At 58.2% G+C, this 15,313-nt stretch carries 14 protein-coding genes; 4 read left to right on the top strand and 10 right to left on the bottom strand.

The genetic code is table 11. The features are described from left to right. The first annotated feature begins 131 nt into the window (after positions 1-131). The 4 genes from DNI29_RS16500 (at position 132) to DNI29_RS16490 (ending at position 1,741) form a co-directional block, all read left to right on the top strand. Entirely contained in the window at positions 132-569 is a 438-nt protein-coding gene (locus DNI29_RS16500) for a hypothetical protein (protein ID WP_110979234.1), read from the top strand. A gap of 156 nt (positions 570-725) precedes the next feature. Next, positions 726-860, top strand: a complete 135-nt coding sequence (locus DNI29_RS25140; protein WP_262510228.1) for a hypothetical protein — start codon at positions 726-728, stop codon at positions 858-860. A gap of 71 nt (positions 861-931) precedes the next feature. Beyond that, complete coding sequence (locus DNI29_RS24515) at positions 932-1,099, top strand: hypothetical protein (RefSeq protein WP_162303643.1); 168 nt, start codon at positions 932-934, stop codon at positions 1,097-1,099. Between the two features lie 189 nt (positions 1,100-1,288). Further along, complete coding sequence (locus DNI29_RS16490; RefSeq protein WP_110979232.1) at positions 1,289-1,741, top strand: hypothetical protein; 453 nt, start codon at positions 1,289-1,291, stop codon at positions 1,739-1,741. Between the two features lie 167 nt (positions 1,742-1,908). Here DNI29_RS16490 and DNI29_RS16485 read toward each other — a convergent pair whose 3' ends face one another. From DNI29_RS16485 to DNI29_RS16440, 10 genes are all read right to left on the bottom strand, one after another. Further along, positions 1,909-2,247: a recombinase family protein gene (locus DNI29_RS16485; protein ID WP_162303642.1), complete on the bottom strand. Its 339-nt coding sequence runs from the start codon at positions 2,245-2,247 to the stop codon at positions 1,909-1,911. A 417-nt stretch (positions 2,248-2,664) separates the two neighbouring features. Continuing rightward, a complete protein-coding gene (locus DNI29_RS16480) occupies positions 2,665-3,699 on the bottom strand; it encodes a cytochrome-c peroxidase (protein ID WP_162303641.1) in 1,035 nt (344 codons plus the stop codon). A 26-nt stretch (positions 3,700-3,725) separates the two neighbouring features. After that, positions 3,726-4,457, bottom strand: coding sequence for an MbnP family protein (locus tag DNI29_RS16475; RefSeq protein WP_123823290.1), 732 nt, complete (start codon positions 4,455-4,457; stop codon positions 3,726-3,728). 166 nt (positions 4,458-4,623) lie between these two features. Beyond that, positions 4,624-5,085, bottom strand: a complete 462-nt coding sequence (locus DNI29_RS16470; RefSeq protein ID WP_110979228.1) for a hypothetical protein — start codon at positions 5,083-5,085, stop codon at positions 4,624-4,626. Between the two features lie 222 nt (positions 5,086-5,307). After that, a complete protein-coding gene (locus DNI29_RS16465; RefSeq protein ID WP_110979227.1) occupies positions 5,308-6,270 on the bottom strand; it encodes a phosphatidylinositol-specific phospholipase C in 963 nt (320 codons plus the stop codon). Positions 6,271-6,397: 127 nt separating this feature from the next. Next, positions 6,398-7,618 carry an alkaline phosphatase gene (locus tag DNI29_RS16460; protein ID WP_110979226.1) on the bottom strand — a complete coding sequence of 407 codons (1,221 nt, stop codon included), beginning with the start codon at positions 7,616-7,618 and terminating at the stop codon, positions 6,398-6,400. A 2-nt stretch (positions 7,619-7,620) separates the two neighbouring features. Continuing rightward, a complete protein-coding gene (locus tag DNI29_RS16455) occupies positions 7,621-9,156 on the bottom strand; it encodes a calcineurin-like phosphoesterase C-terminal domain-containing protein (RefSeq protein WP_110979225.1) in 1,536 nt (511 codons plus the stop codon). After that, positions 9,146-9,952: a PI-PLC domain-containing protein gene (locus DNI29_RS16450; protein WP_110979224.1), complete on the bottom strand. Its 807-nt coding sequence runs from the start codon at positions 9,950-9,952 to the stop codon at positions 9,146-9,148. Before DNI29_RS16450 ends, DNI29_RS16455 begins: the two co-directional genes overlap by 11 nt. 69 nt (positions 9,953-10,021) lie before the next feature. Next, positions 10,022-11,578, bottom strand: a complete 1,557-nt coding sequence (locus DNI29_RS16445; RefSeq protein WP_110979223.1) for a RagB/SusD family nutrient uptake outer membrane protein — start codon at positions 11,576-11,578, stop codon at positions 10,022-10,024. Between the two features lie 24 nt (positions 11,579-11,602). Beyond that, positions 11,603-14,752: a SusC/RagA family TonB-linked outer membrane protein gene (locus DNI29_RS16440; protein WP_110979222.1), complete on the bottom strand. Its 3,150-nt coding sequence runs from the start codon at positions 14,750-14,752 to the stop codon at positions 11,603-11,605. Positions 14,753-15,313: the final 561 nt, after the last annotated feature.

The raw sequence follows: 15,313 nt of genomic DNA, 5'->3' as shown, positions 1-15,313 counted from the left end.
ACTCCATATTTTCGCCTGAACATGAACCCCTCCTATTCGACGCGGATGGCGACATGTTCAAGCGGTGATATATCGACTACCGAATCTGGGATACAGACAAGTAAGCCTTCGTCCACAAGCAGTATACGGGCATGAAAAAGTACACTACCCTGCGGGACGGGCGGAGGGTGTACAAGGGAAATCTGGCTGAAATCCGGCAGTTGCTCCAGAAGGGCTACATGGCTGGCGAGGCACCGACTGTGACGATGGAGCTGGAAGCTATGGAATGGGTTGTGGAACGCAAAGCCGCGCTGGACGTGGGCACAGAGTTCTACAACGTGGCCCTGCGCCGCATTCGAGAGTACTCGCCCTTTGCCACGCTGCCTTTGAAGTTTCTGGCTCTAGCCCACATCACCAACTTTCTCGACCAGCAGAGCAAGCGTGGCATTGAAGCCAAAACGTACAATAACTACCGCAACAGCCTCAACGCCTCATTTAACTACTTAGTTAAGCAGAAACTTCTTGCGCGCAATCCCTGCAAGCACACGGAACTGCGCAAGGTAGAGCTCTCTCCTATCCATGTGCCTTAAACGGAGGCCGAGCGCCAGCGCATCACATCCGAGATTTAGGCGCGCGACGATGAGCAGCAACACCTTAATATAAGCCTAATCTGCTACAGCTTTATTCGTTCAGGCAGTGAGCTGCGCCTGTTACGGGTAAAGGATCTGCAGGAGAGCACGGCGCTGGTGCCTACGGACCGGGCCAAGAACGGCAAAGCCGAACACGTAGCTATCATGCCACAGTTGGCCGCGCTAATCGGAAATTACGGCCTGCGCAACTACCCGTCCGACCACTACATCATCACCAAGGAGCAGAAGTAGGGCCTGGCCCCTAAGCAATAACTGATTTGCCATGCACCACCGCAAAATCCTGGTGGCCGCAGGCCTGAACGATGGAGATTATACTAGTCACGGCTACAGATAAGCATACGGATCCCGTCAACCTATATGGAGTCGTGCGGCGCCACTGCTGGCACGCCCTCGCCGACATTACGGCCACCTATCTGCGCAAGCTGGGTATGTTCGATGATGATCAACTGGCTAAGATGCCAGACTTCTAATCTAAATGTGTAAAACTGGTAAAAGCAGTCCCCACTCAGATTCACTGAAACCTTGAATTTAGGCTGTAAATGCACCTTTTTCATACATATAGGCAGATGTTTATGCTTAGCCCTACATCTACGCTAAGCGAAAGCAACCTTTTTCTGGTGATAAGGCTCCTAGTCGTACACCCCTACTCTTTACTTGTGATGAGAAATATACTGCTATCCCTTCTTTCCCTTGCTACGCTCGTTTCTTGCCAAAAAGAAGACTCGGCAGAGTTGAAAGTTGGCGATTATCCCCAAACCTGGCAATTCGTCAAACTAAAATCCCCTTGGACAAACGTGGTCTTGACGGGCGCTGAGCTTCCTTATCAAGAAAAGTACGTCTTTCAAGCCGATAGCACCTTTATTAAGACGCGCCAAACAGGCAATCAGACAACCCAGGCCAGCGGTACGTTTTCCGTGCGGTCCTACAGCGGTAGGCAGTACACTATTCTCACTTACAGCGCGACCAATGACCTGATTGGCTCTTGTTACTCGACCTCGCTGCGGGAGGATCTCGGCTTAATAGCCACAGATACGCTTCGGAACACATGGGAGGCCTGTGATGGGCCCCGACTCGAATACAAGAGAGTGAAACCATCACCGGTGGTGGATTAGCTAGTGACTCAGTAGGCGCTTGTAGTGTTTGACGGTTCTCTCGCTGATGCCGGTCACTTCTACGATCTAATGCATGGATAGCCCAGTGGCAAGGGATGTCTTTACTTCTCGGAGCTTTTCCTCGTCAACGCCCGAGGGCCGACCTAGGTGCTTGCCCTGAACCTAGGCTAGCTCAATGCCAGCCTAGCGCCGCTGCCCATTGCTCTCCCGATCGAACTCGTTAGAGCCGCAAACACGGTCACGACCATGCTGCCCGCCGACGTACTCCTGTCGATGCCTAAGTCTAGGGAGACAAACCACACATATTTCTTGCTAAAGTCAGCCAACAGTTGAATCACATGGTCTGTGTTGCGGCCCAAGCGCGAGAGCCGGTTCACCGTGACCGTGTCCTCCGGGCGCAGCAGGCAGTTCAGCTTGTCCAGTTCCAAGCGGCTAATACTGGAGCCCAATATTTTCTCCTGAAAGATGCGCTTTACCCCGGAGCCTGCAGCTGCCGAAAGTCTCACTACAGGCTTTGCTCTGTTTTGCCCGGTATATAAGTCAACAGCAGCAATGCTCCGCGATTCAGCCTAAGAGTACCTAAATCCAGTTACCCAATAGATGTGACGGCTCACGGAAAGTCTTATCAAAACATCTCTACCTCCGTATCCAGTCGCGCCGGAGAAAAGCAAAGATACTTTCCTCCGGCGCAGCCTTCGTTTATAAGAGCACTGTAAGATATAGGATAACAGCTACATAGCCTCCCACGATCTAAGGGCACCCATTGCTAATATCAAGGCCATCTTGCTGGCTCTGGCAGTTCCCTTGGTACCTAAAGTTCAGGCCGATGCAATCATCTCCTAGCTGTTGGCCCTTCTTGGCAGCATACTGGAACGCTTCAAGCGCACGATTACGCAACTTACTGATGTTACTCACCTCCTGCCCTACTGAGGTTTGGCTAGCCGTGGATCAGACAGGAAGGACGTGTCGGTGAGTGTCCTTAAAAAGGCCTCAAGATCTTTTTGCTGCTTGGCCGTGAGTGGAATACCCAGTCGGCCATCAGCCTGGCGGAGCTGCGGGTCAAGGGTAGCGGAGGCCACCACTCCGTGGTCGTAATGCGCCAGCACCTGCCCGAGGGTCGCAAACCGTCCATCGTGCATATAAGGGGCTGTGTGGGCTACGTTGCGCAAGCTAGGAACCTTGAATTTGCCCCGGTCGCGCGGAGTATCGGTAATGTGTGCCCGACCGGAATCAGACGCAAAAGAGGCATCCAATCCATTATTGCGGAAAGACTCGTCCGTGAACAGGTCGGTGGCATGACAACCAGCACAGGACTTCCGAAATAGCTGAAGCCCGCGCACCTCTTGGATACTCAGCGTGCCTCCACGCTCCCCATGCACATAATGATCGTAGCGGCTGTTAGCGGAGGTGAGGCTGGCCGTGAATTGTGCGAGGGCCCTTAGAAACTGCTGCGAGGTGATGGGGCCAGCCCCGTAAACGGCTGCAAACCGCTGCGAGTAGGTGGCGTCAGCGTTGAGCTTGACCAGCACGTTGTCCAGCGATTCGTCCATTTCCACCGGGTTGGTCAGGGGAGCCAGCGGCAGCATCTCCAAGTTCGAAACGCCCCCATCCCAGAGCAGGGAGTGGCGCCAGCGCAGGTTTTGCAGCGCTGGTGCATTGCGCACGCCCAAGCGGTTGTTTACGCCGCGGCTAAACGACTGATTGGCTTGAGCAAAGGCCGCTTCCTGCCGATGGCACGATCCACATGAAACGCTGCCGTCGCGGGAGAGTTTAACTTCGTAGAACAGCTGTTTACCCAACTCGAATGCCGCTTGGTTGGGCGGGTTCTGGTTCAGAGCGTACCAGGGGGTAGGAAAGTTGCCGGGCAATGCATTACCTGGCACGGCTTCCGGCGGCTGGGTGGTTGGGCGGCAGGCTATTGTAAGCAGTCCGGCCAGTCCAACTACCAGTAAAACCACGGGGGAAGGCAACAGGGCCGCCACGCTTACTTAACGTAGTCAATGCGAAACATGCCCGCTGCGTAGTTATCGGCTAGCCGAACGGCTTCCCTACCTCCCATTACATCATAAAGCGTGCGAAAATCGATGTTGTCGTTGGGCGTAGGACCGTTAAACATTCCTAACACATCTACTTTCAGGTGCACCTGTAGGTCGTGACTCGCCTGCACTTGCAATGGCGCATTACCAGGTAGGGCGGGAGAAATTGTGCGAATAGTATTGTTGGGCGCCTTAAACCCACCAATATGAAAAATTAGGGCCTTATTACCGGGGGCCTGCTCAGAGCGCCCTTCCAGCTTAGTAAAGATATAGCCTGAGTTCCAGGTCCAGAACATACCATTGCGGGGTTCCAATGCCCCCGCTTGCGCACCAGCCACGTTGCGGGCACTGTCAACGCCAATGGTAAAAGTAAGGCGGGTATACTTGCCGGCGGGCACTTGCTGAAGGGTAACCTGCTGGGAGCTTGCGTCGCTTTCTTTGACAAGGTGGTAGCTCTCCGTTTCCGACCATACCGTCCCGTCGGCCTGGGTGAGCTTGATATTAGAGATATAGTAGTTGAAGGTGTTGACTGTAAAAGGGTTGCCGGCTGCGTTGGTATAGGTTGTTGTCTCAAGATCTAGGGCTTGGTTTCCAACCACATGGTCGAATTCTAAGACAACTTTGCCTGTCGGCGGAGCTAGGACCTCATCCTGTTGCGTGTCCTTACAGGACACAAGCATGCACAAAGCAAAACCAAGCTGGCAGAACCGCGAGGCGGTAGCAAAAGCTTTCATAATTCCAGAAAAAAAGCAACTGACAAAACACTAGAACGCCTCTCTCCTAGCCTTATTCTAAGAAGTTCAGGAGGGGGCTTCGCGCATCTGGTCAAATGCGCGAGGAATGGAGTCAGGCTTTAAGGGCTGGCGGATGAAATATGCTGTGCGCTGAGGAAAAAGCGTAGCATGAGGCCAGATAGCCCGCGAAGGAATCGGCCTTTGCAGGAGCTTCTCGCTTAACTATGGGCAGACGGTAGGCCGGGCAGAGAAGCACCTCGTATTTCAGCTTGGCATAGCCGGCAGCAGGGGCTTTGCTTTCTTGCCGGGCGGCCTTGCGTAGCAGCTTTACTAAGTGGCACTTTCCATTGCAGTGCAGTTGAGGCCTGTTCTTATTGACGCAAAAAAGCCGCGTGATTTGCGCGCGACGGACCTGATAGTCTATTACCTGCAGCTCCCGACTAAAGGTCTGAAGCAGGAAAAGCAAGCACAGAAACCAGGCGAAAAGACGCGTCACAGCAGGAAAACCATCGGGCGGGAAGTATAAATAAAGATAAGCATACTTGGTAAACCAACCCGCCAAGCCCTGTTGCAAACATAGTGGCTACCCCACTACAGAGAGCAATAGAGTCAATCGTAGACCTGCGTCAGCTCACCCAATTCCCAATAAGTCGGTAGGGCCAATCAGGAGAAGTTGCCTTGCATGCAGCGGGCAACCTTGCCGTATACACAAAAAACGCAGAGTAATAAGCGAGGTTATTCGCCTATCACTCTGCGTTCTGATACTATTATTTCTTGGCTTCTGCAGGGCCGGATATTAGAAGTTAGTCTTCACAATCAGGCTGTTGCGGGAAGCCTCAGCAAAATCCATGGGGATGATGCCAAAGCGACCCTTGCCCTGGGCCGTGAAGAAGGTAGTCAGGCGCGGATTGATGTTGTTGGAAACGGTAGTAATGCTGGGGATACCGAACAGACCGGGCTTATAGCCGCTGGCATAGTTAAGAATAAGGCGGTTATTCGTGCTGGCCTTGGCCTCGGTGAGCAGCGTGTTCATCGCCGTCCACTTTGCGTTGTTGTCCGATACTTTGTACTGGTCCTGTACTTTGAGCTGCGCGGCAGACGTATTGATTTCAAACGAGGTGTTGTCGGCCCAGTTAGTGGCATCAACACCCTTCGGAGTGGTAGCGGCATAGCGCCGCAGCAGGACAATCTTGCCGCGCACTTGGCCCAGTGTCGGCACCGATTCGCCTACGTACCACTTATCAGGGTTTTCCTGCAAAAAGGCGTTAAGCGTCTGCTCGAAAGTGCGGGTATTGTTGCTAGGCGTGTGCTCCTCCTTGATGGACATGATAATGCACTCGGTAGGATTAGCACGCAAAAACTCCAGGCAGGCCGCGCGAACATCGGAGAAGTTCAGATTCTGATATACGGCGCCGTGGTGGATAGTAAAGGAATTGTCGATGTGACGGCAACGCACGTCTAGGAAACGTACGCCCGCGTTGAGCTGCTCGCCGATGGTTAGGTTCTGGCACTTAGCCGTACCTGAAATGGACTCAAAGCGGGCACCGGAATCGTGGGTACCCGGAATGCTGAGTTGAGCCAAGGACAAGGTCGCATCAACAGAGCCCATCCAGTTAGCTAAGGTATAAGCGGCCACGGCATCCTGCGAGCTTGTAGCAGTGGCTCCTGCTGGGCTTACTGTTTCTTTTTGGTCGCAGGAAGTGAACAGCAGGCTGGCTGCAATGGTAAGAGGAGCGAGCAGGTTAATGGTTGGTTTCATACGTAGGTAGAAAGAGGGTTTAGGTTGTGAGAAGGGTGCCCAAAACTCTTTCTTTTTGTCCTGTCAGCCGTTAAGAAACAATTACCTATATATTATATAATCACCTTAAAGTCATATTATTACATTGTTAATTATGCTTATCCATGGCCTGTTTGATCCGCTGGTAGATTTCCGTATTCTGGTACATGCCCGTGAACAGCTCGCTGCCATTACCATAGGCAAAGACGGGCACAACCACCGCCGAATGGTGGGTTGTGGTGAAGCGGCCGGCGAGCTTGCCGGTCTGGCTGCTTCCGCCCACCACGCTGTACCCGCCGGTTTCGTGGTCGGCCGTAACGACTACCAGGGTTTCCCCGTTCTGGGCCGCGAACCGGAAGGCCTTGCCTACCTGCTGGTCGAAGTCCAGGACTTCCTGCACGTTGTAGGAGGTGTCGTTGAAGTGCCCCGCATCATCAATCTGGGAGCCTTCCACCATCAGGAAAAAACCCTTCTCGTTTTTGCCGAGCAGCTCCAGGGCTTTGTCAAACCCCAGCTCCATGTAGGCGGCCGTGCGGGTGGGCATGCGGGCCGGGCCATTGTCGGCAAGCAGGGCCACTGCCTTGGGGCTGGTCAGGTTACGGGCCTGCTGGGGGGTAGTGGCCACCTGGTAGCCCTTGGCGCGCCACTGGGCCAGCAGATCTGCCTGGTCCTGGCGCTGGGTAAAGAACTTCAGCCCGCCGCCGTACATGAAGTCGATGGGGGCGTCGAGGTACTTGCGGGCAATACCTTCCAGGTCCTGGCGGTTGGTATGGTTCACGGCGAAGCAGGCGGGCGTAGCATCGGGCAGCTCGCAGGCCACTACCAAACCGGTGGATTTGCCCTGCTCGCGCGCATCCCACATGATGGAGCGAAACGAATGCCCCAGCGAGTCCATACTGATGGCGCCGTTGTAGGTTTTGTGGCCGGTAGCCATGGCCGTGGCGCTGGCCGCCGAATCGGTGATCTTGCCGTACTGGTTGGCCGTGATGGAAAGCCCCGTGGCCTGGGCCTGCTGCAGATAGAGCTGCCCGCGGTTAGCGATTAGACCGCCCGTCACCTGGGCCGGGCCCATCCCGTCCCCGATCAACAGAATAATGTTTTTCAGGGGCTTGCGCGGCCCAGCGTATGGCGTTAGCGTTGGTACCGCGTACGGGTTGCCCGGCCCGTACTCCCGCTTTTCGAGGGGTACTTCAGTCGCCACGGCATCGGGCTGTTGCTTAACGGCCTCAATCACCACGCTACGAGTCGGGGCAGACGCCTGGGGACGGGCGCAGGACAGCAGACCTAGGCCACTTAACAGCAACACGGAAAAAGGAAAGGAAGAGGGCATACTTAGGGCAGCGAAGGAGGGTTAATGGTCAGCACGCGGTAGGCCTGGGCCTGGAGGCCGTAGGGGTCGGTCGCGCGTACTTCGATTTTATGAGTGCCTACCGGCAGATTATCGGGCAGCCGGGCACGCCAGAGGTGGGGGCTCGGCTCGGCCCTCCCCGCCAGGGCGGAGGCTTTGGCCGTGGGATAAATCCGGCGGCGCTGTAACTGATAAATTCGCGCCAAGTAGGGGTCGGGAGCTACTACGGGGTAGGCGGGCTGCCAGGCGCCGTCGTTGAGGCGGAACTCGACGCGGGTTTTGCTGGAGCCGGCAAATACATTGATCAGGGCCACATTCCGCGTGGAGTCGGCGGGCAGGTTCTGGGCCGGGTCCCACTCCGAGTCTTCCGGCGTCCAGACGCTCATCTGGAAGGTAGCTGGGTACTGGGAGGTTTTGTAGGCCAGTTGGTAGTCATTCTGCTCCCCCACCCGCAGCTTCCAGTAGCCTTTGGGCGCGCCGCAGTTCATCAGCGCCGAAGGTATACCGAAGATGTCGTGCTCCCCCTGCCACCAGCTGCCACAGGTGGCGCCTACCACTACTTCCTGCCAGGTCGTCCCGGACGGTTGCGCGTGGTACTCCCGCCGGTTGCGATGCTCATGGGCCGAGATGAAGGCCACGTTAGGGTGCTTGGCCAGCACGCGCAGCAGGTCGGCTTTGTTGACTACCTCGCCCAGGGGAATGTGCATGGCCAGCACGTGCAGCTGCTGGGGGGCAGAGTGCTGCAGGTAGTTGGTCAGGAAAGTTAGCTGCTCCGCCGACACCCGGCCCTCGTACTTCTTCTGGCCCAGGTAGGCCACGTCGTTCAGCACCACAACGTGCGTGCTGCCGTACTGCAGAGCGTAGTACGAAGGACCGAAGTAGCGTTGGTAGGTGGAATCGGCGTAGGCCGCCTGCTGCACCTCGTAGTTCTGGTCGTGGTTGCCGAACACGGCGTACACCGGCTTCCCCAGGGCCTTCAGGCTGGCCTTCGTTTTGGGGTACACGCTCAACTCATCGAAGGTGATGTCGCCTAGGGTGAGGGCAAAGGCGTAGGGGTCGTCGTAGAGCTCCTCGGTTACCAGGTGGTTGAAGTGGTAGAGGTCATCCTGGCTGCCGGCCTGGATATCCCCGAGCAGCACCACGTCGTGGGCATTTTTCTCGGCGGCGGGCCGGAGCGCAAAATCCGCGGTCTGGCGCGGCGCGGCGGTCGGCGGGTAGTACCAGCTGGTGGGCTGCGCGGGGGCGTAGCCGCGGGGCTTCACCACAAAAACCAGCCGGCCGGGCCGGGTGCTCAGGTGGTAGCGCCCCCGGGAGTCGGTGGGCACTAGCTCCACCCCGTTGGACACCAGCACCCCAGCCACCCCCGCTTCGGAAGCTTCCCGCCGGCCGTTGCCGTTCTGGTCAGCGAAGACGGTACCCGACACGGTGCGCGGGATGAAACGGTAGCCGTGTGCTGGGCCCCCGACGGCCAGCAACCCGAGCAACAAGAAGGCGGCGCGACCAACGGAGCTATTGACCATTCATTACTTGCTTAAGCTCTTGTAACTCATCGGCCCCGACCAGCAGACCCGGGTAGTGCAGTAGCTCCCGCCACACCGCCTGCCGTTGGGCGGCGGTGCTGGCTGGCAGGTTCCAGAACCGCACTTTCTGCCCGTTTTTGACAGCCTGTTGGCTAAGCTGCGTTAAGCGGGCGGCCTCGGGGGCCGGTATTTTTCCGGTTCCATCCCAGCGAAAACTCTGCTGCCAGTCCCCGTTCACGGTAGGGATGCTGGCGGCCAACTGGGGCTGCAGATCGGTGAGCTGGCCGTCCAGAAACACCAGCCGGTCCGGGTCGGCCAGCACCTCGGGGCGAGGGTAGCCGCCGGTCAGAATGACGCGCACCCCGCCGGGCGGGGCCTGTCGGGGCGTAATGAGCAAGTCGCGGTACTGGCCTAGCACGCGCCGCAGCTGGGCGTAGGTAGCAGGGCCGGCCGTTTTGAAGTCCACGAACAGCCACAGCTCCGCGGGCCGGGTGTACAACTGGCCCCCAGCGCGCAACTGCCGCAACGGGTCCAGGTAAAGGCTTTGCAGGGTGCGCGCTGGGTTGAGCGCGGCGCGCTCGTGCCCAACCTGCAGGGTAGAGTCCACCAGGAAAATATCGGCCTCCACGCTTTTGAAGCCCAATTGCAAAGCGTCCGTTAACGGATGCGGCCGCCAGTAGTCGTTGTGCGAGTGGCCCTGTTCCAGGGGCGGGGCTGGTTGGAAGCGCGGCGTCTGGGCCTGAACCGGGGCAGCCAGTAGTAGGAAAGCCGCCGCGAAGCGAAGCGAATACAGCATGAAAAGCAACAAGGCCCGCCTCTTCCCCCCCAACCAGCCGGCAGTGGCGTAAGAGACGGGCGCGAGAAATTACCAGCCCTGGTTTTGGGCGATTTTCGAATTGTTCAGGTCGACGGGCGGAATGGGCCACACGTGGTGCACGGTGGGGTTGAACGTGCGGGCGGGCCACACTTCCACCACCTTATAGGTCGAGGCCGGGTTGGACTTGTCGGCGTACTCGCGCCCGCGCTGGGGTTTGGCGTAGGCGGCCTGGGCATCGCCCCAGCGCACGAGGTCGGCGTGACGGTCAGCAAACTCCCCGGCCAGCTCCGAGCGCCGTTCCCGCTTCAGGTCGGCCAGGGTAGCCCCGGTCAGCGGGGGTAGGCCCGCCCGGCGGCGCACCAGGTTAAGCGCCTGGTCGCCGCTTTTGCCCTGCATAATCTGGGCTTCTGCCTGGAGCAGCAGCACCTCGGCGTAGCGCATCAGCGGCACATTCAGGTCGGTGGTGGGCTTGTCGCCGTTGGCGTTCAGGTGCTCCGTGGCCGGGTAGGTGTAGGGCTCCATGTACTTGCTGAACTGAAAGCCGGTCAGCGAATTGGTGGAGGAGTATTTCTGCTTCTGCCCCAGGTAGGTAAACTCGTCGCCGAAGGACAGGATGGTGGCCTCCCGGCGCGGGTCGCCCATCTCAAAGGACTCGTACAGGTCCAGCGTGGGCTGGAAGTAGCCCCAGCCGTTGTACTTGCCCCAGCCCTTGTTTTCGAGCAGCACGCCGGGCAGAATACTGCCGTCCTGCTTGCCCGACACCACCGACCAGATGTACTCGCTCGACCAGTTATTCTGAATGGTGAACACGGAGTGGAAATCCTCCCGGGGCTTGCCGGTGTTGATCAGGGCCCGCCCCGAGCCGGACTTGGTCACGGCCTCGGCGGCCTGCTCGGCCAGGGCCCACTTGCTCTTATCGTACTGGGCCCAGAACACGTAGGTTTTGGCCAGGTAGGCCAGGGCCGCGTCCTTGTGGGCGTGGCCTAGCTCCGCCCCCGAGTAGGCCGTCACCAGCGGCAGCAGCTCGGCGGCCTTTTTCAGGTCCTGCTCCATGAGCTCGTAGTTAGCTACTACGCTGGCGGGCCGGGGGAAGCTGTTCTGGTCCATGTTGTCCACCGTCACCAGGGGCACGCCGGCGCGCTGGTCGCCGTAGCGGGTGGCAATGTGGAAGTAGGAGAAGGCCCGCATGAAGTAGGCCTCGCCCAGCACCCGGTTTTTAAGCTTCTCGTCGATGCTCATGGCCGGCACGTTCTTCAGCACCTCATTGGCCCGGCGGATAACCCGGTAGGAGTAACCGTACATCTTATTGGTGTCGCCCTCGTCGCCGGTGGCCGTGAAGTTGCGCACGTTGGCGGCCGTGGCCCGCACGCGCCCCGTCACCATGTCGTCGGAGGCGTTGATTAGCCAGAAGAACCCCCGCCCGAACATGTCGTCGTTGTTCATGTAGGCGTACAGGGCGTTGGAAGCGGCAATGGCATCCGCATCGGTCTTCCAGAAGTTGGCGTAGGTGATGGTGCCCTGGGGCGTGAGGTCGGTGAAGTCGTCCTGACAGCCGGTGGCAGCGCCCAGCAGCAGGGCAGTGAAAAGAAGCGCGGGGTATTTCATAGGGAAAGAATGACCGTCAGTTACTTAAATGCCCAGGTTCAGGCCCACCGTGAAAGTGCGGGGGACCGGGTAGGTGCCCAAATCCAGGCCCACGCCCCCGATTTCGGGGTCCATGCCGGAGTACTTGGTGAAAGTGACCAGGTTCTCGACGGTGCCGTAGAGGCGCAGGCTGGCCCCAGTGCGCACGCGGCTGCTCCAGGCCGCGGGCAGGGTGTAGCCCACGGTCAGGTTTTTCAGGCGCAGGTAGGAGCCATCCTCCAGGTACCAGTCGGAGGGTAGGCTGAAGTTTTTGTTGGCGTCGTTGAGTGAGAGGCGCGGTATGTCGGAATCAGAGTTCTGAGGCGTCCAGGCATCGAGCACGTGGCGGTCGAGGTTGTAGCCCTGCAGGCCGGCGTTGTAGGTAGCAAACTTGTAGCCGTTGAACAGCTTCACGCCGCTCACGCCCTGCCAGAACATACTCAGGTCGAAACCTTTCCACTGCCCATTGAGCGTCAGGCCATAGGTTTGCTTGGGCATGGCGTTGCCCATGAACACGCGGTCCTTGTCGTCAATGCGGCCGTCGCCGTTGGTGTCCCGGAACTTCAGGTCGCCGGGTTTGGCGCTGGGCTGAATCAGTTTGCCGTCGCCGTTGGTGTAGGCGCTTACCTCTTGCTCAGAGCGGAACAGGCCATCCGTCGGCACCAGGTAGTAGGCGTACAGGGGCTGCCCCACGGCCGAGCGGAAGGGGTACATCTGGGTGCGCACGTTGTCGGTGTGCTGAATAAACTCGCTGCCGTAACCGTCGAGGTCCTGCACCCGGTTTTTCAGCGTAGCCACGTTGCCGTTGATCTGGAAGGCTACCGGCCCCGCCTGGCCGGCATAGCCCAGGCTCAGCTCCCAGCCTTTGTTGAGCACGGTGCCTACGTTGGCCGTGGGTCCTTCCCCTACCCCGCTGCTCGGGTTGGGCGCAATGGGCAGGATCAGCCCGCGGGTAAACTTCTGGAAGTAATCGGCCGTCAAGGTCAGGCGGTTATCCAGCAAACCCACGTCCAGGCCGGCATCAAAGGTCTCGGACCGCTCCCACTTCAGGTCGGGGTTGGACTGCTTGTTGATGTAGTAGCCGTTGCTATAGCCTGGCGTGCTGCCCAGGTAGGACTGGCTTCCCACCAGCGGCACATTGTAGGCGTAGTAGTTCACCGACTGGATGTTGCCGATTTGCCCCCAGGAGGCCCGCAGCTTCAGGGTCTGTATGGCGGGCACCTGGAAGAAGGGCTCCGAAGAGACTTTCCAGGCCCCCGAAACGGCCGGGAAATAGTCGGAGTTGTACTTCAGCAAACGCGACGATTGGTCGCGGCGCAGGCTGCCGGTCAGGAAATACCGGTCGTTGAAGCTGTAGGTCAGGCGGCCGATGGCGGAGGTCAGGGCATCCTGGTATACGTCGCTGGTCGGGCGATCCACGGTTTCCTTAGCGTTGCCAAAGTACTGGTACCAGCTGTCTTCGCGGTCGAAGTTCTGGCTCTTTAGCCAGTAATACTCATAGTTGGTGCGCTGGGCCGAGTACACGGCCGTTAGGTCGAACAAGTGCTTACCCAGGGCTTTCTGGTAGTTCGCTTGGTTGTCCCAGATCCACTTGTCGCGCTGAGTCTGGCTCTGGGTTAAGTAGTTCATAGTGTTGCTGCGCCCGGGCTCGGGCACGCGCGGGTCGAAGCGCTTGTAGGAGTCGCGCTGCAAATCCAGGCTGAAGCTGCTGCGCAACGTCAGCCCCGTGAGCGCGCGGTACTCCACGTACCCGATGCCATTTAGGTTGAACAAGGGGTTATTGATGGAAGGCCGCTCCAGCAGCGCCACCGGATTGTATACGTCGCCGTAGGCGCCGGCATAATTGAACTCGGGAGCTGGAGCCAGCGGGGTCACGCCGCCGTAGCTACCATCGGCGTAGCGGGCCTCGGCTGCCGCGGGCATGAAAATGGCGTTGAGGATGCTGCCGGAATAGGCATTGCTGGTGTTGGTGCCGCGGGCCTTGGTCTGGTTTACGTACAGATTCTGGCCGACGGTAACCTTGTCGCTCAGGTGGTAGTCCGACTTTAGGCGTAGCGAATAGCGCTTCAGGTTCGTGCTGATGAGCAGCCCTTCCCGGTCGTGAAAGCCGAAGGAGGTCAGGAACCGTCCCCGGTCATTGCCGCCGCTCACCGTAGCATTCAGGTTGTAGATGCTGCCCGTGCGGAATATCTCATCAACCCAGTTGGTGCGGGTTACCTGGCCCCACGGATTTTTGGTGGGGTTGTGGGCGTCGGGGCGGCCCATGCCGGCGTTGTCGGCAGCTTGGTTGTACGCGGCGGCCTGCTCAGCTGCGTTCAGGGCTTCGGGGGTTTGATAAGCCGTCTGCCAGCCCCGGTAGGCGTCGATGGTAACGCGCGGAGGGCCATTCTTCCCGCTTTTCGTAGTAACCACGATAACGCCCGAGGAAGCCTGCGCGCCATAAATAGCGGCCGAGGCGGCATCCTTCAGCACGGTAATGCTGGCAATGTCATTGGGGTTAAGCGGCCCGCCGTAGTAGGGCATGCCATCCACCACATACAGGGGCGCTTCGCTGTTCAGGGTGCCGGCTCCCCGGATAACCACCCGAGCCGTAGCGGAAGGGTCGCCCCCGTTCTGCACCACCGTTACCCCCGCCAGGTTGCCCTGCAGCATGTCCTGCACGTTGGTCAGGGGGCGGTTGGCAATCTTCTCGGGGTTAGGCAGGGTAGCTACCGCCGTGGTAATGTTTTCGCGCTTGGCGGTACCGTAGCCAATCACTACTACCTCATCCAAGCCGGTAGCCGACTCTTGCAGGGTCAGCTCGAAGCTGGTCTGTTCTGCTACTTTCAACTCCTGCGTCTGGTAGCCGACAAAAGAAACCACCAGTATTGCTTGCGCTGGGTCAGTTACCGTAAGCTGGAAGCGCCCGTCGTTATCCGTAGCGGTGCCGGTAGTAGTTCCTTTTATCAGAACAGTTACCCCCGGCAGGGGCTCCCCGGCTTTATCAAGTACGCGCCCACTAATTGCCTGATCAACAATGCTGACCGGCTGGGCTCCATCAGTAGTGCGCTCTTCAACCGCTGGCAGAGCAAGCGCCTGGGCGCTCAGTGCGGATAAGGTCAGCGCCAAGACGGCTGCATGCTTGTGATGATTGGCTTTCAATACGTGTGCTGGCATAGGAAGGGGTAGAATGATCAGGAAAGGACAGCCCACCAGCCGGATTTTATTGGCATGGCAAAGCCTAGGCCCGACCGTAGTTGGGTCAGGGTGGTGCGGAATGCAGGAAAGCAGTGGGTGGGAAACGCTTGCTTTTCTAGGAGGACAGCAGGCCCATTATAGTCCTGGGGTCAAGGCACGGATTCGGACGATGTCTTCAGCAGAAGAGTACTTTTGCGCGGCACAAAGGAATGCGCTGCTTGTTGGGATAGTGTTTTCTATAAATTATCTAATTATTACCCCCTGCTCTTTTAAGCTCTGCACGCGTATAACCAAGTTGCTCTATCGCCATGCGCTTTCCTTAACCGCATAGCAGCAGGCTAGCAGTGGCCAATCTGGCACGAGCAGCATCCGTCTTGACTAAGAAGCAAGCCTCGTTCAACCCGGGTACAGCTCACGGCTTTCAAATAAGACTTAGATCTTCACCCTACCTCCACCCAATGGAGGAATCCTATAAGAAATTGCCCCCTGCCGAACAGTAGTACACAGACGTATTGGGGCCTTGCCAGAGCGTTGGAGTGT

Source organism: Hymenobacter sediminis (genome assembly GCF_003231285.1).
GTDB classification, from domain to species: domain Bacteria; phylum Bacteroidota; class Bacteroidia; order Cytophagales; family Hymenobacteraceae; genus Hymenobacter; species Hymenobacter sediminis.
The sequence above is the reverse complement of the archived record's forward strand: the minus strand, read 5'-3'. Positions and strand labels throughout refer to the sequence as shown.

Excerpts from the sequence above, each read along its gene's own strand:
- DNI29_RS16490 (WP_110979232.1), top strand. The coding sequence starts at position 1,289 with ATGAGAAATATACTGCTATCCCTTCTTTCCCTTGCTACGCTCGTTTCT.
- DNI29_RS16440 (WP_110979222.1), bottom strand. The coding sequence starts at position 14,752 with ATGCCAGCACACGTATTGAAAGCCAATCATCACAAGCATGCAGCCGTC.
- DNI29_RS16475 (WP_123823290.1), bottom strand. The coding sequence starts at position 4,457 with ATGCTTGTGTCCTGTAAGGACACGCAACAGGATGAGGTCCTAGCTCCG.
- DNI29_RS16455 (WP_110979225.1), bottom strand. The coding sequence starts at position 9,156 with ATGGTCAATAGCTCCGTTGGTCGCGCCGCCTTCTTGTTGCTCGGGTTG.
- DNI29_RS16460 (WP_110979226.1), bottom strand. The coding sequence starts at position 7,618 with ATGCCCTCTTCCTTTCCTTTTTCCGTGTTGCTGTTAAGTGGCCTAGGT.
- DNI29_RS16445 (WP_110979223.1), bottom strand. The coding sequence starts at position 11,578 with ATGAAATACCCCGCGCTTCTTTTCACTGCCCTGCTGCTGGGCGCTGCC.
- DNI29_RS16450 (WP_110979224.1), bottom strand. The coding sequence starts at position 9,952 with ATGCTGTATTCGCTTCGCTTCGCGGCGGCTTTCCTACTACTGGCTGCC.
- DNI29_RS16500 (WP_110979234.1), top strand. The coding sequence starts at position 132 with ATGAAAAAGTACACTACCCTGCGGGACGGGCGGAGGGTGTACAAGGGA.
- DNI29_RS24515 (WP_162303643.1), top strand. The coding sequence starts at position 932 with ATGGAGATTATACTAGTCACGGCTACAGATAAGCATACGGATCCCGTC.
- DNI29_RS16465 (WP_110979227.1), bottom strand. The coding sequence starts at position 6,270 with ATGAAACCAACCATTAACCTGCTCGCTCCTCTTACCATTGCAGCCAGC.